Annotated in this window: 15 protein-coding genes and 1 riboswitch; of the genes, 11 read left to right on the plus strand and 4 right to left on the minus strand. The window is 70.7% G+C overall.

All coding sequences use genetic code 11. The features are described from left to right. The first annotated feature begins 97 nt into the window (after window positions 1–97). Window positions 98–1,144, plus strand: coding sequence for a metallophosphoesterase (locus ACFVY3_RS14425; RefSeq protein WP_400160233.1), 1,047 nt, complete (start codon window positions 98–100; stop codon window positions 1,142–1,144). A gap of 30 nt (window positions 1,145–1,174) precedes the next feature. On the opposite strand, the gene ACFVY3_RS14430 is transcribed toward ACFVY3_RS14425, so the two are convergent. Beyond that, window positions 1,175–1,774, minus strand: coding sequence for a phosphoribosylanthranilate isomerase (locus tag ACFVY3_RS14430; RefSeq protein ID WP_400160234.1), 600 nt, complete (start codon window positions 1,772–1,774; stop codon window positions 1,175–1,177). A 118-nt stretch (window positions 1,775–1,892) separates the two neighbouring features. On the opposite strand from ACFVY3_RS14430, the gene ACFVY3_RS14435 reads away from it, so the two are divergent. From ACFVY3_RS14435 to ACFVY3_RS14455, 5 genes are all read left to right on the plus strand, one after another. Next, window positions 1,893–2,444, plus strand: a complete 552-nt coding sequence (locus tag ACFVY3_RS14435; RefSeq protein ID WP_400160235.1) for a HutD family protein — start codon at window positions 1,893–1,895, stop codon at window positions 2,442–2,444. 69 nt (window positions 2,445–2,513) lie between these two features. Then, window positions 2,514–2,577: riboswitch (guanidine-III (ykkC-III) riboswitch) on the plus strand. Window positions 2,578–2,588: 11 nt separating this feature from the next. Then, window positions 2,589–2,912, plus strand: coding sequence for a DMT family transporter (locus tag ACFVY3_RS14440; protein ID WP_400160236.1), 324 nt, complete (start codon window positions 2,589–2,591; stop codon window positions 2,910–2,912). Then, window positions 2,912–3,316, plus strand: a complete 405-nt coding sequence (locus tag ACFVY3_RS14445) for a DMT family transporter (protein WP_400160308.1) — start codon at window positions 2,912–2,914, stop codon at window positions 3,314–3,316. The genes ACFVY3_RS14440 and ACFVY3_RS14445 overlap by 1 nt, the downstream gene beginning before the upstream one ends. Window positions 3,317–3,516: 200 nt before the next feature. After that, on the plus strand, window positions 3,517–4,524 hold the full coding sequence (locus tag ACFVY3_RS14450) for an aldo/keto reductase (protein ID WP_400160237.1): 1,008 nt from the start codon (window positions 3,517–3,519) through the stop codon (window positions 4,522–4,524). Window positions 4,525–4,544: 20 nt separating this feature from the next. Beyond that, window positions 4,545–5,195 (plus strand): MBL fold metallo-hydrolase, encoded by a 651-nt coding sequence (locus ACFVY3_RS14455; protein ID WP_400160238.1) that lies wholly within the window; start codon window positions 4,545–4,547, stop codon window positions 5,193–5,195. Between the two features lie 109 nt (window positions 5,196–5,304). On the opposite strand, the gene ACFVY3_RS14460 is transcribed toward ACFVY3_RS14455, so the two are convergent. The 3 genes from ACFVY3_RS14460 to ACFVY3_RS14470 all read right to left on the minus strand — a co-directional run bounded on the left by ACFVY3_RS14460 (window position 5,305) and on the right by ACFVY3_RS14470 (window position 10,154). Then, on the minus strand, window positions 5,305–7,203 hold the full coding sequence (locus ACFVY3_RS14460) for a DEAD/DEAH box helicase (RefSeq protein WP_400160239.1): 1,899 nt from the start codon (window positions 7,201–7,203) through the stop codon (window positions 5,305–5,307). Between the two features lie 404 nt (window positions 7,204–7,607). Further along, entirely contained in the window at window positions 7,608–9,110 is a 1,503-nt protein-coding gene (locus ACFVY3_RS14465) for an MFS transporter (RefSeq protein WP_400160240.1), read from the minus strand. A gap of 9 nt (window positions 9,111–9,119) precedes the next feature. After that, window positions 9,120–10,154 (minus strand): Lrp/AsnC family transcriptional regulator, encoded by a 1,035-nt coding sequence (locus ACFVY3_RS14470; protein WP_400160241.1) that lies wholly within the window; start codon window positions 10,152–10,154, stop codon window positions 9,120–9,122. Between the two features lie 137 nt (window positions 10,155–10,291). Here ACFVY3_RS14470 and ACFVY3_RS14475 point away from each other — a divergent pair, with 137 nt between their 5' ends. The 5 genes from ACFVY3_RS14475 (at window position 10,292) to ACFVY3_RS14495 (ending at window position 18,352) form a co-directional block, all read left to right on the plus strand. Next, window positions 10,292–11,542 carry a M20 family metallopeptidase gene (locus ACFVY3_RS14475; RefSeq protein WP_400160242.1) on the plus strand — a complete coding sequence of 417 codons (1,251 nt, stop codon included), beginning with the start codon at window positions 10,292–10,294 and terminating at the stop codon, window positions 11,540–11,542. 51 nt (window positions 11,543–11,593) lie between these two features. Continuing rightward, window positions 11,594–12,883 carry an MFS transporter gene (locus tag ACFVY3_RS14480; RefSeq protein WP_400160243.1) on the plus strand — a complete coding sequence of 430 codons (1,290 nt, stop codon included), beginning with the start codon at window positions 11,594–11,596 and terminating at the stop codon, window positions 12,881–12,883. A gap of 43 nt (window positions 12,884–12,926) precedes the next feature. After that, the gene (trmB, locus tag ACFVY3_RS14485) at window positions 12,927–13,850 is read left to right on the plus strand and encodes a tRNA (guanosine(46)-N7)-methyltransferase TrmB (protein WP_400160244.1); all 924 of its coding nucleotides are present in this window, start codon (window positions 12,927–12,929) and stop codon (window positions 13,848–13,850) included. A 90-nt stretch (window positions 13,851–13,940) separates the two neighbouring features. Then, the gene (locus tag ACFVY3_RS14490; RefSeq protein ID WP_290256491.1) at window positions 13,941–14,747 is read left to right on the plus strand and encodes a DUF1206 domain-containing protein; all 807 of its coding nucleotides are present in this window, start codon (window positions 13,941–13,943) and stop codon (window positions 14,745–14,747) included. Window positions 14,748–14,854: 107 nt separating this feature from the next. Further along, complete coding sequence (locus ACFVY3_RS14495; protein ID WP_400160245.1) at window positions 14,855–18,352, plus strand: SNF2-related protein; 3,498 nt, start codon at window positions 14,855–14,857, stop codon at window positions 18,350–18,352. The last annotated feature ends 1 nt before the right edge of the window (window position 18,353 follow it).

Here is an 18,353-nt window from a genome sequence, read left to right on the forward strand (position 1 = left end):
TTACCCTAGGGGTAGGCCGGGCTGTTGCCCGGAAACGGCCTGCTGAAGGGCGGAACGCATGGGTTCGTGGCTGGCACGGAGCCGCCGGAGTTCGCCCATGGCCGCACTCTCTGCCCTGTTCGCCCTCGCGCTGCTCACAGGATGCACCGGCGGGAGCCCGCAGCCGCCGTCGTCCGGCACGCCGTCGGGGACGGCATCCGGGACCAAGGCGCCCCGCTCCACCCCTGCTCAGGCACCTGTCGTCTTCACCGCACAGGGGGACATCGGCGTCGGCTCCAAGGCCCGCAAGGTGCTCGAAACGGTCGCGAAGATCAAGCCGGCGCTGAACCTCGCGCTGGGCGACTTCAGCTACCAGGCCGGCCTCGAACAGCAGTTCTGCGACATGGTCACCGGCGTCCTGGGCACCGGCTTCCCCTACGAACTCGTCACCGGCAACCACGAGAGCGACGGGCACGACGGCGACATCGCCACCTTCGCCCAGTGCCTGCCTAACCGGCTGCCCGGGCTGGTGGGCGAGTACGGCACGCAGTGGTACGTCGACGTGCCCCAAGAGAACCCCCTGGTCCGCATCGTCATGGTCTCCCCCGGGATCAAGTTCCGGGACGGGAAAACCCTGGACTACGGCCGCGGCAGCGAGCGCTGGAAGTGGACCGCGGACGCGCTGGACGGCGCGAAGGAACGGAACATCCCCTGGACGGTAGTGGGCATGCACACCCCGTGCTTCAACCTGGGCGCCTACTCCTGCCAGCCCGGCGCGGACTTCACTAACCTGCTGATCGACAAGAACGTGGACCTGGTCCTCACCGGCCACCAGCATCTGTACCAGCGCACGCACCAGCTGGGACACGGAAAGGACTGCCCCGCCCTGGTCCCGGATGAGTTCTCGAAGCAGTGCCTGGGTGGCACCGGCGGCACGCTCAACCAGGGCCGCGGCACCGTGTTCGCCGGCGTCGGGATCGGCGGGGTGGGGCTGCACGACGTCCGCGAGGACGACCCGGAGGCCGGCTACTTCGCGGAATGGTCCGGAAAGAACGTCAAGCCCACCTACGGCACACTCAAGGTGTCCGTGGCGGAAGATGCGCTGACCGCCGGACTGGTCCCGGCCGAGGGCAGCTTCACGGATACCTTCACCATCACGCGGTGACCGCGTCTTGGATGGCCCCCGGGGCGGCGGTCAGTGCCCCTTGGCGGCGGTGACGAAGGCCGTGACCCGGGCCGGGTCCTTGACCCCACGGGAAACCTCGACGCCGGAGGAGACGTCCACGCCCCACGCACCGGCCGCCGCGGCAGCGTCTGCCACGTTCGCCGGGTCCAGGCCGCCGGCCAGCAGCCAGTGCCGGTCCCCCAGCCCACGGGCGCGGACCGAGGCATAGTCCCAGGCCTCGCCGGAGCCGGGCACGGCGGCGTCGACCAGCAGCAGGTCCTCGCCCCAGTCGGCGAAGGCCTCCGGCGCGGCGGACATCGTGATCGCCCGGATCAGCCTCATCCCGGCGTCGTGGACCACCCGGACGTCCTCCCGGGTCCGGCCGCCGTGCAGCTGGACCCAGTCCAGCCCGGCGTCCCGTGCCGCGGCGACGGCGTCGGCCGCCGATTCGTGCCGGAAGACGCCCACCGCGGGAACCCCGGACGGCACCCCGGGCAGCAGCTCGCGGACCCGTTCAGGCGCCACCTGACGGGGGCTTGCGGTCAGGACGAAGCCCACCGCGTCCGCCCCGGCGTCGACGGCGGCCCGGACGGCCTCGCTGGTGCTGAGACCGCATACCTTGACGAACATTCCGGCTCCCTACCGCTGTGCTGTGTCGCTTTGACTGCTGTGCTGTGTCGCTTTGACGTTGCTTCGACGTTAGCAAGTCCCGCGCCCGGCCACCGGCGCCGCGGCTAGGCTGATCCCCATGGACATCATCCGTTACGCCGACCTCAAGCCCGCCCCCTGGCGCAACGGCGGCGGCACCACCCGTGAACTGGCCCGCTTCCCGCTCGACGCGGCCGACGGCGGCTGGGACTGGCGGGTGAGCATCGCGGAGGTCGGCAAGGCCGGAGACTTCTCCGCGTTCCCCGGGATGGAGCGGGTCCTCACCGTGGTGGACGGCGACCTGCTGTTCCTCACGGTCGACGGCGCCGAGCACCCGCTGGAAAAGTACCGCCCGTTCCGGTTCTCCGGCGACGCCGACGCGGCCGGAGCCCTGCCCACCGGTGACATCCGGGACCTGAACGTCATCTGCCGGCGGGGCGCCTTCAAGGGCTTCACCTCCATCATCGAACTGTCCAAGAAGCGGGCACACCCGGTCTTCGAGGGGCAGTTCGGCATCCTGCTGCAGGGCCAGGCGACGGCGGACGGCGAGGCGCTGGGCCGGTACGACGCCGTCGTCGGCTCGGACACGGCGACGCCCGAGATCGTGGGCCGCGGCTTCCTGGCCGTCGTCTCGATCGACCCTGTCGACTGATTGATCCCGGTCGTCGCGGGGAGCCCCGTTCAACCGGAGGCCTAGCCCCCGGATTTTGCTAGGCTGAAGGCAAGGCCGGATCCCGGCCTCCGGACGACGGTTCAGTACCCGGCACGCGACAAGACTGGCCAAAGGATTGTTGTCATGTCGTGGATCATCCTCATTGCCGCCGGATCCTTAGAAGCCGTGTGGGCCGCCGCGTTGCACCGCACGTCGCAGGCCACAGGCCGCCGCCGACTCCTGCCGGGCGCACTGTTCCTGGTCTCCGTCCTCGCCAGCACCGGCGGACTCGCGATCGCCATGCAGACCATACCCACCGGGACCGCCTACGCCGTCTGGGTGGGAGTCGGCGTCGTCCTTACCTCCGCTTATGCGATGGCCACCCGGGTTGAACCCGCCAGCGCCGCCCGGATCCTGCTGCTCGGCGGGATCGTGGCGTGCGTGGCCGGCCTGAAACTGGTGGCGTGATGCGCGCCGGCACCCGCGGAACAGGTTCTTCCTGGCTGATCCTGCTCGGCTCCGCCGTCCTCGAGGCGGTGTGGGCCACGGCTCTGGGCCTCTCCGACGGGTTCAGCCGTCCCGTGCCTACCCTGATCTTCGCCGTGGCCGCGGCAATGAGCATGGCCGGACTGGGCATAGCCGTGCGGCGCATCCCGCTTGGCACTGCGTATGCCGTGTGGGTAGGAATCGGCGCCGCCCTGACCGTGGGCTGGGCGATGGCCACCGGCGTCGAAGCCGCCAACCCGCTGAAACTGCTGTTCATAGCGGGCATCGTCGGCTGCGCGGCCGGGCTGAAACTGCTGCCGGGCGATTCCGAGGACGACGAACCGCCCGCTCCCGAGCCGTCGTCCCGTACGCTCCCGCCCGGTTAGTCCCGCCGGCAACCCCCGATCCGGACGGACACGCCGTGTCGCGGGCCCGAGTCCGGCAGGTAACCGGGGAGAAACGCACGCAGGCTTGCTGCCGGGCCCGGTCGAACGCTGGCAACCCCCGGGAACCCGCCCGGAATACCGGGACCGGGCGGGAGGTTCTTGGCTGGGACAGCGGTTCCGGCAATGACAGGAGACTCCAGATGACAGCCACAGTTCAGCTCGGCGACAGCCTCAGCGTCAGCCCCCTCGGATTCGGCGGAATGGCCCTGACCCCGGTCTACGGCGACGTTGACCCGGCCGAGGCGCTGGCCACCCTGCACCACGCCGTCGACGCCGGGGTGACCTTCCTGGACACCGCGGACATTTACGGCGGCGGCAGCAATGAAGAACTCTTCGCCCAATTGCTCAAGGACCGGCGCTCCGAGGTGCAGTTGGCCACGAAGTTCGGCCTGGTGGGGAACCCGGCGGAGGGCTACACGGACATCCGGGGCGACGCCGCCTACGTCCGCGAGGCCGTGGACCGCAGCCTGTCCCGCCTCGGCACCGACAGCATCGACCTGTATTACATGCACCGCCGTGACCTCCGCGTTCCGATTGTGGAAACCGTGGAGGCCATGGCGGAGCTGGTCAAGGCCGGAAAGGTCAAGCACCTGGGCCTGTCCGAGGTGACGGCGGCGGAACTCCGGGAGGCCCACGCCGTGCACCCGATCGCCGCCGTCCAGAGCGAATGGTCCATCTGGAGCCGGGACGTGGAGCGCAACGTGGTGCCCGCGGCCGCCGAACTGGGTGTCGGCTTCGTGCCCTATTCGCCGCTGGGCCGGGGGTTCCTGACCGGCACCGTGGATGCTTCCAAGCTGGGCAGCAACGACTTCCGCCGCAACATCCCCCGCTTCGCCGCGGACGCCGTGGACGCCAACCAGGCCGTGGTGGCCACGGTCCGCGAGGTCGCCGCCGAGCTGCAGACCGCCAACCGTCCCGCCACGCCGGCGCAGGTTGCCCTGGCCTGGCTGCTGGCCCGGGGCGAGGCGCTGGGCCTGCCCGTCGTCCCGATCCCCGGCACCCGCAAGGCCGCCCGGATCGATGAAAACCTCGGCGCACTGTCCCTGGAGCTGAGCCCGGCGCAACTCGACCGGCTCAACACCGCCGCGGACGCCGTCGTCGGCTCCCGCGCGGCGAACCCGGGCTGGGTCTCCGAGGGTCGGGAATAGGCGGTCCTAGACTGATGCCCATGGACTCACTCATTCATTCGCTCCGCGACGTCACCATCCGCAGGATTTCGGTCAGCGAGATGGACAACAACGTGTACCTGCTCACCGCGAAGGCTTCCGGCGCGCAGCTCCTGATCGATGCGGCCGATGATGCGGCCGCCATCGAGGCGCTGCTGGCCGACGCCGCCGCGGACACCGAGGCGACGCCGAAGCTGGCGCTGATCGCCACCACGCACCAGCACTGGGACCACGTCCGTGCGCTGCCCGAGGTGGTCAAGGCGACCGGCGCGAAGACCGCCGCCGGAACCGACGACGCCCCCGCGCTGCCGGTGCCCGTGGATGTGTTGCTGGATCACGGCGACGTCGGCAACTTCGACGGGTTCGACGTGACGGCGGTGCACCTGCGCGGCCACACCCCGGGTTCGGTGGCGTTGGTGTACCAGGACCCGGCAGGGCCCGCGCACATCTTCTCCGGCGACTCGCTGTTCCCGGGCGGGGTGGGCAACACGGACAAGGATCCGGAACGCTTCACCCAGCTGCTGGACGATGTCTCCGCGCGGCTGTTCGATGTCTACCCGGACGACACGGTCGTGCACCCGGGTCACGGCAAGCCGACCACCCTGGGCGCGGAACGCCCGCACCTTGAGGAGTGGCGCGCCCGCGGCTGGTAGCTGGCGCTAGGCCCTGAGACTTGCGCTGCGCATAATGCCGGTCGCTGCGGGAATACCCATAGCGACCGGCATTTTGCGCTTCGCCAGCTACTTTGCGTAGCGGAAAGCCTTAGCGGCTGCGGCGGTCGTTCGACGCCGGGGCCGACGCGCGGCGGGGACCGCCGCTGCGGGCCGGACGGCCTTCACCGGAGCGGCCGTTGCCGCCGCCTGCGTAGGATCCGCCGGAGGTGCCGCCGGTATTGGAGGACCAGACCGGAGCCGAACCGCCGCCGGAGCGACCGCCCGACTTGGCGCCTGCCGCGGCACGCTGGCCGGAGGCCGGACGTCCTCCGCGCTGGCCGCCGGTGGAGCCGCCGGTACGCGGGGCGCCGCCCCGGCCCGCGGCCGATCCGCCACGGGGTGCCCCGCCGCGGGAGTCATTCCGGCCCTCGGCTGCACGGCCGTCGGAACCCCGACCCGCGGCCGGACGGCCACCGGCGGACGGAACATCGTTGTGGTGCGCGTAAGCGGTGGCACGGCCACGGCCCCGGGCATTGCGGCGCTCGGAACGCTCGGCGTCGGACCGGTCCTGGTTCTGCTCGGCGATGCGCTCGGCGGCGCTGCGGGCAGCGGCCTGGCCCTCGTAGGCCACGGCGCGGCGCTCGGCACGCGGCAGGTCGGTGCGCGGAGCCTCGGCGGACACCTTGCCGCGCCCACCACGGCCGCCGCGGCCACCCGCGGTGGGGGCTGCCTGGCGGCGGGCCCGCTTGCGCTCGGCGTTGGCGCCGGTGGAGCTGCCGCCGCCCTGCTGCGGAGCCTTGGCGGCCAGCAGCGCGGCGCGGGTGCGGGGGTCTACCTTCTCGGCGATGTCGCCGACAAGCTCGGCCACGATCGGCGAGCTGGCGGTGACGCGCTCGAAGCTGACGTCCACGCCGGCGGCCTTCATGAGCTTCTTCACGTCGGACTGCTGCTCCGGCAGGGTCAGCGTGACCACGGTGCCGTCGGAACCGGCGCGGGCGGTACGGCCCGAGCGGTGCAGGTAGGCCTTGTGCTCGGTGGGCGGGTCCACGTGGATGACGAGCTCGACGTCGTCGACGTGCACGCCGCGGGCGGCGACGTCGGTGGCGACCAGGACGCGGACGTCGCCGGAGGAGAACTCGGCGAGGTTGCGGTCACGGGCGTTCTGAGACAGGTTGCCGTGCAGATCGACGGCGGGGATGCCGGCGTCGGTCAGGGTCTTGGCCAGCTTGCGGGCGTGGTGCTTGGTGCGCATGAACAGCACGCGGCGGCCGGCGCCGGAGGCGAGCTCCACGATCAGCTGCTTCTTCACGGTCTGGTCGTTGACCACCAAAACGTGGTGCTCCATGGTGGTCACCGCGGCCTGCGGGTCGTCCACCGAGTGGGTCAGCGGGTTGGAGAGGTAGCGCTGGACGATCTTGTCCACGCCGTTGTCCAGGGTGGCGGAGAAGAGCAGGCGCTGGCCCTGGGTGGGGGTCATGTCCATGAGCTTCTTGACCACCGGGAGGAAGCCGAGGTCGGCCATGTGGTCCGCCTCGTCCAGGACGGTGATCTCGACCGACTCGAGGGTCAGGATGCGCTGGCGGATCAGGTCCTCCAGGCGGCCGGGGCAGGCGATGACGATGTCGACACCGGCGCGGAGGGCCTTTTCCTGGCGGGCCTGGGAGATGCCGCCGTAGATCACGGTGGTGTTCAGGCCGACGGCCTTGGCCAGCGGCTCCACCGTGGCGTTGATCTGGGTGGCCAGCTCGCGGGTGGGGGCAAGGACCAGGGCCATGGGGCGGCCGGGCTTGCGGAAATGCGCGGCCTCGCGCTCGGCGAGACGGGCCACCAGCGGGATGGCGAAGGCGATGGTCTTGCCGGAGCCGGTGCGGCCGCGGCCCAGGACGTCGCGTCCGGCCAGGGTGTCCGGGAGGGTCTTGACCTGGATGGGGAACGGCTCGGTGATTCCCTGGGCGGTCAGGGTGTCGGCAAGGGCCTTGGGCGTGCCGAGGGCAGCAAAAGTAGTCATAGGTATCAAAGGTCTTTCAGGCGGTATCCGTGCGGATATCGGCCCCCGGCGCCGGTTGGACCAGGGGTTCGCCGAAGAAAAGTCAGGTGGTCGACCGGGCCGTCTGCGGGTAGCCGCTCATTGCCGGGACCAAATGGAACGCGTTCATCGACGCAGGATGTGCCTCTCACATGAAAAAACCCCACTCCCGCGGGGACATTCCGAGGAATACGCGGGCGATCCGGCGGTCTGCCGAGGCTTTCCAGCCGGATCAGGAGTGGGCATCACTGCACATCAAGTTCACCCAGTCTATCATCCGGGACCCTCCTCCCGTTTCCGGCCGGTCCCGACCCTCCTGTAGGTCCCGTCCCAACTGGCTCGCAGTTGTTGCCGTTTTGGGGTCCCACAACGGCAACAACTGCCAGTCAGTTGGGTGCGCCGCGGCGGGCGACGCGGGGCGCCACCAGGACGCCGGCGACGCCGATCGCGGCCGTGAGCGCGAAGACGCCGGCGAACGGTGCGGCGGCGCCGGCAGGACCGGCTCCCGCCGTCGTGAACGCCGCGAAGATGATGCCTGTGGTGGCCAGCGAGAGCGCGCCGCCGAGGGAGTCCGAGATGGACATCGCGGAGCTGTTGAAGCCCTCGTTCTCGCGGGTGGAGAGGGCCAGTGTCATGACGCTGAGCCGCGCGTACATCAGGCCCATGCCCGCGCCGGCGAACACCCAGCCGGCGATCGCGACTGCGGCGGGCCAGCCGAGGACGGTGGTGGCCAGGGCCAGGACGACGGCGGCGAGCACCATCGCCGCCCCGATCCGGATTGCGCGCCGGTGCTCCAGCCGCGGACCCAGCCGGCCCTGCACAGCCGACGCGGAGGCCCACGCCACGGCGCCGGCGGTGAGGGTCAGCCCGGCAAAGGTGGGCGCGAAGGCGTACCGCTCCACCAGCAAGTACGGCAGGTAGACCTCGGCGCCGAAGAACGCCGCGGAGGCCAGCCCGCGGGTGAGGATGACGCTGGGGAGCCCGCGCCGGGCGGTCAACGTGCCGCGCGGCATCAGCGGGCGGACGGCTAGCAGCGCGACGGCGACGGCGGCTCCGGCCAGCAGGCCGCCGATCCCCGGGAGGGTCGAGGAGAGGTTCAGGGCCAGGACCGCGGCGGCGGCGAGCGCGGCCAGGCCCAGCTTGGCCAGCGCCCCGGGGACGCGGGAGGGCTGGCGCACCGCCGGGTCAGCCGCGGCAGGTTCCGCCGGAGCAGGTTCCGACTGGCCCGCCGGGTCCGCCGGTGCGGCCGCTCCGTCCGGGGCAGGCTCGTTTTTCGGCAGCCCGCGCAACGCCGGGGCGGTCAGCAGCAGCGCCGGCACCACCAGGCCCACCACGCCCAGGAAGACCCACGGCCAGCCCGCCACCTCCGCCACCAGCCCGGCGGTGAACGGGCCCACCAGCGAGGGGACCACCCACGCGGCGGAGAACGCGGCGAAGATCTTCGGGTGCAGCGGCGGCGGGTAGACGCGGGCCACCACGACATACAGCGCCACGGTCAGGCCACCGCCACCGAGACCCTGCACCAGCCGCCCGGCGACCAGGACCGGCATGGAGGCGGCGGTCCCGGCAATCAGCAGCCCCACGACGAACATGCCAACGGCGGAGAGCAGTGGCGCCACCGGCCCCCTCCGGTCGGCCCAGCTGCCGGAGGCCACCATGCCGATCACGCCGGTGGCCAGCGGCCCGGCGAAGGCCAGGGCGTAGAGGCCGGCGCCGTCGAGTTCGCGGCTGACCAGCGGCATGATGGTGGTCACCGCCAGCGATTCGAAGGCCGCCAGGAACACCAGCGCGCAGGCGCCGAGGGTCACCAGGACGTACCGGCGCTGGAAGATGCCGCCGGCCCCGGGCCCCTGGTCCGGGCGGGTTCGCGGACTGGCGGCGTTCGACATACCTGTAGCCTACGGCGCGAGCCCCTGGGCGGGGACGACGACGGCGCCGCTGGCCCGGGAGTCGGCGTCGAGCATCCACCCCACCCGCTTGACGGTCCGCAGCATCACCACGCTTTCGACCAGCTCGATGCCCGGTACCTTCTGCTGCAGCGCCAGTTCGATCGTCATCACGTCAGCCAGGGACTGCAGCCACATGATGATCACAAAGTTGGTGGGCCCCGTGGTGGAGGCACTCAGCCGGACGTTGCGCATGGTCTTCAGCTCGGCCGCGGCCGCCTCGTGCTGGCCGGCGGGGACGTTGACGAACCACTGGCACGTGACCGGGAAGGACGAATAGCGCTGGGCCACCTCGCAGCGGAAGGACAGCATGCCGCTGGCCAGCACCCGGTTCAGCTGCCGCTGGACGGTGGCCGGGTGGCGGCCCAGGCTCCGTGCGATCTCCGCGGCCGTGGCCCGTCCGTCCCGGGCCAGGAACGGCAGCAGGGCCAGGTGGCTTTCCGGCAGTTCCCGCGCGGCGGCGGCTGCGGCCGCGGCTGCGGCGGTGCCGGCGTCGGCGCCGGCAAGGGTCCGCACGGCCGCCTGCTGTGCCCGGTCCAGCACGTTGAGCCGCCACGCGCCGCCGCTGGAATGCAGCCGGGTGCACAGGGCGGTCTCGTACTTGGTCAGGCCCTCGATCTCCTTCAGCCGGGACATCACCTGGTCGCTCAGGTCATCCAGGGACCGGGTGATGACCGTCAGCATCAGGTTGCGCTTGCTGGCGGCCTCCTCGACGGTCACCACCTCCGGCATCAGGGCCAGTTGCGCGGTGACCTCGTCGCGGCGGTGCATCTCGCAGTCGACGGCGATGAAGGCCAGGCACATCTGGTGCGGGTCACCGATCAGGTGGGCTGTGATCCACGAAACCCCGGAGGCCCGCAGCCGGTCCCAGCGTGCTGCCAGCGTGGTGGCGTGGACGCCCAGGATCTCCGCGGCGTCGCCCCAGCCCAGCCGCGGCGCCATCTGCAGCACGTTAATCAGCGCCAGGTCATCCTCGCTCAGCTCCACGGCCCACTCCCCTCTCCTGCATGAATTCTGCGTTTCACGGCTAGGCGTGCATATTTCCAGCCCTTTAGGTCCATGTGGCGCAGGTCACTCCAGAATAGACCCGAACGCACCACCCCAATCAACCGCCAGGAGAGTTTGTGACCATTACCGACGACGCCCGGGAGCTCCAGCCGGAGCTGGCCCGTTTCCGCCACGCCCTGCACCGCGAGCCGGAGATCGGCCTGGACCTGCCCCGCACCCAGGAGAAGGTCCTGCAGCAGCTCGACGGGCTGGGGTACGAGATCACCCTGGGCACGGACACCACCTCCGTCACCGCGGTTCTCCGCGGCCAGGGTAGCGATGCCGTCAGCCGGCCCGCCGTGCTCCTGCGCGCCGACATGGACGGCCTCCCGGTCCAGGAGAAGACCGGCGTCGACTACTCCTCATCCGTGGACGGCGCCATGCACGCCTGCGGCCACGACCTGCACACCTCCATGCTCGCCGGCGCCGCCACCCTGCTGGCCGAGCAACGGCACCGGTTGGCCGGCGACGTCGTCCTCATGTTCCAGCCCGGCGAAGAGGGCTTCGACGGTGCCAGCTACATGATCCGCGAGGGCGTCCTGCATGCCCCGGGCCGGCGCGTGGACGCCGCCTACGGCATGCACGTGTTCTCCGCGCTGGAACCGCACGGCACCTTCTGCACCAAGCCCGGCGTGATGCTCAGCTCCTCCGACGGGCTCACCGTCACCGTGCTGGGCGCGGGCGGCCACGGCTCGGCACCGCACGCGGCCAAGGACCCTGTCACGGTCGCCGCGGAGATGGTCACGGCCCTGCAGGTCATGGTCACCCGCCAGTTCAACATGTTCGACCCGGTGGTCCTCTCCGTGGGCGTACTCCAGGCCGGCACCAAGCGGAACATCATCCCCGAATCCGCCCGGATCGAGGCGACCGTGCGGACCTTCTCGGAGGAGTCCCGGCAGAAGATGATGGACGCCGTCCCCCGCCTCCTGCGCGGCATCGCGGCGGCCCACGGGCTCGACGTCGACGTCGACTACCAGCAGGAATACCCGCTCACCATCACCGACGAGGACGAGACGCGCACCGCGGAAAACGTCATCGGGGACCTCTTCGGCGACGGCCGGCTGGCCCGCTGGGCCACGCCGCTGAGCGGCTCCGAGGACTTCTCCCGCGTCCTGGCCGAGGTCCCCGGCACCTTCATCGGCCTCTCCGCCGTCCCGCACGGCGGCGACCACACGACGTCGGCGTTCAACCACTCCCCGTACGCCACGTTCGACGACGCCGTCCTGGCCGACGGCGCCGCGCTCTACGCCGAACTCGCCCTGTCCCGGCTCGCCACCCTCTCGGCCGCCACAGCCACCGCGGCCGCCGTTCCCGCCGGCCGCCTCTGACCGGCACCCCCGTCCAGCAGCAATCCCACCCAGAACCACCCGGAGATTCCCATGACAGCAACCGTGTCCCAGCCGACGGCTCCCCGGACATCCACCCGCAAGACCTTGATCGGCACCGGCATTGGCAACGCCGTCGAATGGTACGACTGGGCCATCTACGCCACGTTTACCCCGTTCATCGCCAGCCAACTCTTCAGCAAATCTGACCCCGCCTCGGCGGTGCTCTCCACCCTGGCGATCTTCGCCGTCGGCTTCGTCGCCCGGCCCTTCGGGGGCTTCCTCTTCGGCTGGATCGGCGACCGGATCGGCCGCAAGGCATCCATGACCCTGGCCGTTGGCCTGGCCTCGGTGGGCAGCCTGATGATCGGCATCGCCCCGACCTTCGCCGCGGTGGGCGCATTCGCGTCCTTGATGCTGCTGGTAGCCCGGCTGGTCCAGGGCCTGGCACACGGCGGGGAGCTGCCCTCCTCCCAGACGTACCTTTCGGAGATGGCGCCGAAGGAACACCGCGGCTTCTGGGCCACCCTGATCTACACCTCCGGCACGGTCGGCATCCTGTTCGGCACCCTGCTGGGTGCCGTCCTGAACATGGCCCTCTCCACCGAGGCGATGAACGCCTGGGGCTGGCGGATCCCGTTCCTGATCGGCGCCGCGATGGGCCTGTACGCACTGATCATGCGGTCCCGGCTGCACGAGACCGACGTCTTCGCCGGTGAGGCGCTGGCCGAGAAGAAAGCCGCGATCTGGCCGCAGATCGTCCGTCACCGGAAGCAGGCGCTGCAGGTGATCGGCCTGACCGTGGGCCTGACGGTCATCTACTACATCTGGGGCGTCGTCGCCCCCAGCTACGCCACCACCGCCCTGAAGATCGACCGCGGCGAGGCGCTCTGGGCCGGCGTCGTGGGCAACATCGTCTTCATCGCCGCGCTGCCGTTCTGGGGCAAGCTCGCGGACCGGATCGGCCGCAAGAAGGTGCTCTGGGCCGGCGCGATCGGCGCCGGCCTGCTGCACTTCCCGATGACCGCCCTGCTGAAGGATTCGGCCTGGCAGCTGGCCGTCAGCATGTCCGTCATGCTGATCTTCATCGCCGCGAGCGCCGCGATCGTTCCGGCCGTGTACGCAGAACTCTTCCCCACCAGCATCCGCACGGTGGGCGTGGGCGTGCCGTACTCGATCTGCGTGGCACTCTTCGGCGGCACCGCCCCGTACCTGCAGCAGTGGCTGGGCACCAGCCTGCAGTCCCCGCAGCTGTTCAACGTCTACGCCGTGGCGCTGCTGGCAGTCTCGGCCCTGTTCGTCTTCACCATCCCGGAGACCAAGGGCAAGGACCTCACCGTCTGACCGGGACCCGGCGCCGCTGCGGGGCTCCACTATTCTGGAGGGGATGAGTGAAACCCCAGAATCTCCGCAGCCGGCGCCTTCCCCGCGCCCCGTGACCCCCGGCAGCCAGGCCTCCTTCGGCACCTACGGCGGCCGCCCGGTGAGCTTCGTGCGCCGCGGCACCCGGTTGCAGGGCCGACGCCAGGCCGCCTGGGACGAGCATTCGGACCGCTGGGCCGTGGACGTGCCCCGGCACGTCGCCAACACCTCCGTCCACCCGGAGTACGTCTTCGACGCCGAGGAAGAGTTCGGCCGCAAGGCTCCTCTGATCGTGGAGATCGGTTCCGGCCTGGGCGACGCGGTCTGCCACGCGGCCGAACAGAACCCGGGCACCGATTTTCTGGCCGTGGAGGTCTACACCCCCGGCCTGGCCAACACGCTGATCAAGATCAACAGCCGCGGCCTGACCAACGTCCGCGTGGTGGAGGCCAACGCTCCCGAGGTCCTGGCCAGCATGCTCCCCGCCGGCTCCGTCACCGAGCTCTGGGTCTTCTTCCCGGACCCGTGGCACAAGTCCCGGCACCACAAGCGCCGCCTGATCCAGCCGGCGTTCGCGGAACTCGCCGCAAGGGCGCTCAAGCCCGGCGGTATCTTCCGGATCGCCACGGACTGGTCCAACTACGCCGTGCACGTCCGGGAGGTCATGGCCGGCGCCACCGACTTCGAAAACCTGCACGAGGGCGAACGCAGCGGCCCGGACAGCCCGCTGACCCAGGTCTGGGAATCCGGTGTGGAGTCCGTGGTGGGGGGCGCCCCGGTCAAGGAGGGCCGGGCCCCGGTCAGCACCGAGCACACCGGCCCCAACGAAGGCGTCGACGACGTCGGCGGCTGGGCGCCGCGGTTCGACGGCCGGATCCTGACCAGCTTCGAGAACAAGGCCCACGAGGCTGGCCGGCTAATCTTCGACCTCAGCTACCGGCGCCGCTGATCCGGGCCCATCGCCTGCGGCCGCGGGGGCCGTCCGCATGGCAGGATTACGGCAAAGCTCAACAGTGCAGGACGGACCAGCAGCATGGAATTGAAAGACGCGGCAGAAGTTGCGGAGGATGTCACCAACTCCCGGCCGCTCGAAATCGCCGCCCGCGCCGGGTTCGCCGTCTCCGGACTGCTGCACTTCCTGATCGGCCTGGTCGCAATCCGGCTCGCGATGGGCGGCCAGGGCCAGGCGGACGTCAGCGGCGCGGTGGCCGAGATGGCCCAGCAGCCCGTCGGACCGTACCTGCTCTGGAGCGCCTTCACCGCGTGCGTGGCGCTGGCGATCTGGCAGACCAGCGACGCGGTGTTCGACTTCGAGCACCTTGAGACGAAGAAGAAGGTCGCCAAGAAGCTCAAGGCCGCCCTGCAGGCCGTCGTCTACACCGGCTTCGCGCTGACCCTCGCGTCGGTGGCCATGGGCGCGCACGCCGACCACCGCCAATCCACCAGCGACCTGACCCTGCACCTGATGGCCACCCCCGGCGGGACCCTGCTGCTGATCCTGATCGGCGTCGCCGTCGCCGTCACCGGCGTCGTCTACGCCATCCGAGGCTTCCGGAAGTCCTTCGTGAAGTACCTGCGCATGCCCGCCAACGAGCACGCCTCCCTGGCCGTGAAAATCACCGGCATCGCCGGCTACGCGGCCAAGGGCGTGGCGCTGCTGCTGACCGGGATGCTGATCGTGATCGCCACTATCAAGGCGGACCCGGACGAATCGACCGGGCTCGACGGCGGCCTCAAGGCCCTGCGCGATCAGCCGCTGGGCATGTACATGCTCGCCGCCGTCGGCGCCGGACTGATCTGCTACGGCATCTTTATGGCCGTCCGCGCCCGCCTGGCACGGATGTAGCCGGCCCCCGCCCCGGCCCGGGCCCGGACCGCGGGCGCCCGCGGTCCGGGGTCACCGCCGGCTGGCTAAGATGGATCAGATGACCAACTGCCGAAAGTAGTGCCTCCATGCCTTCGAATCCGGATGAGAATGCGGCACTGGCGATCCAGACCCCCGCGATCAACGACCGCTCCCTCGCGGCCGGGCTCGCCTACGCCATGGGGAGCCGCGTCTCCGGGATTTCCTTCGACGCCGCCACCGGGCTGATGCTGGGCAAGGTCCGCGGCGGGTCCCCCGTGCCGTATTCGACGACGGCGAAGCTGGTCCGCAAGGGCGGGGGCTGGAGCTGCACCGTGGGGGTCTGCAGCTGCCCGGTCCGCAAGGACTGCAAGCACGTCGCGGCGCTGCTCTTCGCGGCGGAGGACAACCCGGCCACCCGCGTGCAGCTGCTCGCCCCCGCAGAAACCTCCCGGCTCTCCCGCCAGCCGGCCCCCGTGGACCTGCCGGACTGGGAGCAGGCGCTCAGCCCGCTGCTGTCCCGGCAGGCGTCCACCCAGCCCTCCGCCGGCGTGCCCCTGGCGCTGCAGTTCGAGATCGAGGAGCCGGCACCGCACTTCTCCTACACCGGCCGCCGGGACCCGCTGCGCAGCGTACGCCAACTCAAGGCCCGGCCCGTCATCATGGGCGCGAAGGGCAAGTGGATCCGCGGCGACGTCTCGTGGAGCACCCTGAGCTACCTGAACTACCGCCGGGAGTGCAACGAGGCCCACGTGGAGTGGATGCTGGAGTTCCTGGCCTCCCACACCTCCGTGGCAAACCGCCAGCACGCCGGGACCGGGCTCTGGCTGGGCCTGAACACCTACGCCGGCCGGAACCTCTGGAGCCTGCTGGAGGAGGCCCGCAAGATCGGGCTGGCCCTGGTCCACGGCAAGGCGGACGAGCCCGTGCACCTGGCGGCCAGCCCCGCCGCCGTCGGCCTCAACCTCACCCGTTTCGGCACCCCCGCCGGCGCTGGCGCTGACAACGGCACCGGCAGCGCCCCCGGAACCGGCGGCAATGACGACGGCGGTAACAGCGGGCTCGCCTTGGCCCCCACCATCACCGTCGAGGGCACCGAGGTGGACCCCGCGGCGGTGGGCACCATCGGCCGCCCCGCGCACGGCATCTTCGTCACCGGGGACGCGGGGACTCTCCCGGGCCTGGCACCCGAGGGCGCCACGATCACGCTCGCGCCGCTCGAGGCCGGGCTGAGCGAGGAACTGCTGGCGTTCGTCACCGCCGGCACCACGCTGCACATCCCGTCCCGGGACGAGACCCGCTTCCTCACCGGTTTCTACCCGAAGCTGAAGCAGACGGCCCGGGTCACCGCCTCTGACGAATCGGTGGAGCTGCCGACGCTGGCCGTCCCCACACTGTCCCTGCTGGCAAACTACGGCGCGGACCACCGGGTCCGGCTGCACTGGGAGTGGCATTACACCTCCGGCACCCTGGTCACCGCGCAGCCGCTCTGGCGCCACCCCGGCGACCACGGCTACCGGGACGACACCGCCGAGGCGCGGATCCTCGAAACCGTGGGACAGCCCTGGGAGGTGGTGCCCAAGCTCGGCGAATCCGCCACCGGCGGTTGGGGCACGCCCCGGCTCGCTGACTCTGCCGAGCTCAGCGGCCTGGACACGCTGGCGTTCACCGAGGAGGTCCTCCCCCGGCTGCGCGAGCTGCCCGAGGTCACCGTGGATACCGCCGGAGAGATCGCCGACTACCGCGAGGCGGAGGAGGCCCCGGTGGTCTCCATCTCCACCAAGGCCACCGAGCAGCGGGACTGGTTCGACCTGGGCATCCAGATCTCGCTGGAGGGCCAGCCGGTGTCCTTTGCCGCCGTCTTCTCCGCCCTCGCTGCCGGCCAGACGAAGATGCTGCTGCCCAGCGGCGCATACTTCTCCCTCGACCTCCCCGAGCTCCACCAGCTGCGGGCCCTGATCGAGGAGGCCCGGGAGCTGCAGGACAACAAGGACGCCCCGCTCCAGATCAGCCGCTTCCAGGCCGGACTCTGGGACGAGCTGGCGCAGCTGGGGATCGTGGACGAACAGGCCTCCGCCTGGCGGGATGCCGTCGGCGGCCTGCTGGAGGGCGGCGTGAAGGGCCTGCCGCTGCCGGACACCCTGGATGCGGAGCTGCGGCCCTACCAGCTGGAGGGTTTCAACTGGCTGAGCTTCCTCTACCGCCACGGCCTCGGCGGGGTGCTGGCCGACGACATGGGCCTGGGCAAGACCGTCCAGACGCTCGCGCTGATCTGCGCGGCGAAGATCGCAGCGGCGGAGGCGGCCGCCTCTCCCGCGGCTGAGGACAACGACGGCGACGACGGGGCCTCCGGCGACGCGGCGGGCGGCGCCCCGTTCCTGGTGGTGGCACCCACGTCCGTGGTGGGCAACTGGCTGGCCGAAACCGCCCGGTTCGCCCCCGGCCTGACCGTGCGGGCCATCGGCGAGACCTTCGCCAAGAGCGGCTCCGATCCTGCCGATGCGCTGGCCGGCGCCGACGTCGTCATCACCTCCTACGCGCTCTTCCGCATCGACTACGACGCGTACGCGTCCCGCCGCTGGGCCGGCCTGGTGCTGGACGAGGCGCAGTTCGTGAAGAACCACCAGTCCAAGGCCTACCAGTGCGCCCGGAAGCTGCCCGCGGACTTCAAGCTGGCGGTGACCGGCACGCCGCTGGAGAACAACCTGATGGAGTTCTGGGCGCTGACCTCGATCGTGGCGCCCGGGCTGTTCGCCAGCCCCAAGCGCTTCGCGGAGAACTACCAGCGGCCGGTGGAGAAGAACGGGGACCGGGCACGGCTGGACAAGCTGCGCCGCCGGGTCCGCCCGCTGATGCTGCGCCGCACCAAGGAGCAGGTGATCCGTGACCTGCCGCCCAAGCAGGAACAGGTGCTCGAGGTGGTGCTGAATCCGCGCCACCAGAAGGTCTACCAGACCCACCTGCAACGCGAACGGCAGAAGATCCTGGGCCTGATCGAGGACGTGAACAAGAACCGCTTCACGATCTTCCAGTCGTTGACCCTGCTCCGGCAGCTCAGCCTGGACCCGTCCCTGATCGACCCGTCCCTCTCCGGGATCCGGGCCAGCAAGCTGGACGTGCTGTTCGAACAGCTCCAGGACCTCGTGGCGGAGGGCCACCGGGCGCTGATCTTCAGCCAGTTCACCGGTTTCCTCGGCAAGGTCCGGGAGCGGCTGATCGAGGAGAACATCGAGTTCTGCTACCTGGACGGCAGCACCCGGAACCGCGCGGACGTGGTCAGCGAGTTCAAGAACGGCGCCGCCCCCGTGTTCCTGATCAGCCTCAAGGCCGGCGGCTTCGGCCTGAACCTGACCGAGGCGGATTACGTGTTCCTGCTGGACCCGTGGTGGAATCCGGCGTCCGAGGCGCAGGCCGTGGACCGGACGCACCGGATCGGCCAGGCCCGCAACGTGATGGTGTACCGGCTGGTGGCCAAGGACACCATCGAGGAGAAGGTCATGGCCTTGAAGGCGAAGAAGTCCCAGCTGTTCGCCGACGTGGTGGAGGGCGACGCGCTGGCCGGCGGGAAGCTGACGGCGGAGGACCTGGCCGGGCTCTTCGACGACTAGC

The organism is Arthrobacter sp. BPSS-3, from assembly GCF_044628475.1.
In the GTDB taxonomy this organism is placed as follows: Bacteria; Actinomycetota; Actinomycetes; order Actinomycetales; family Micrococcaceae; genus Arthrobacter.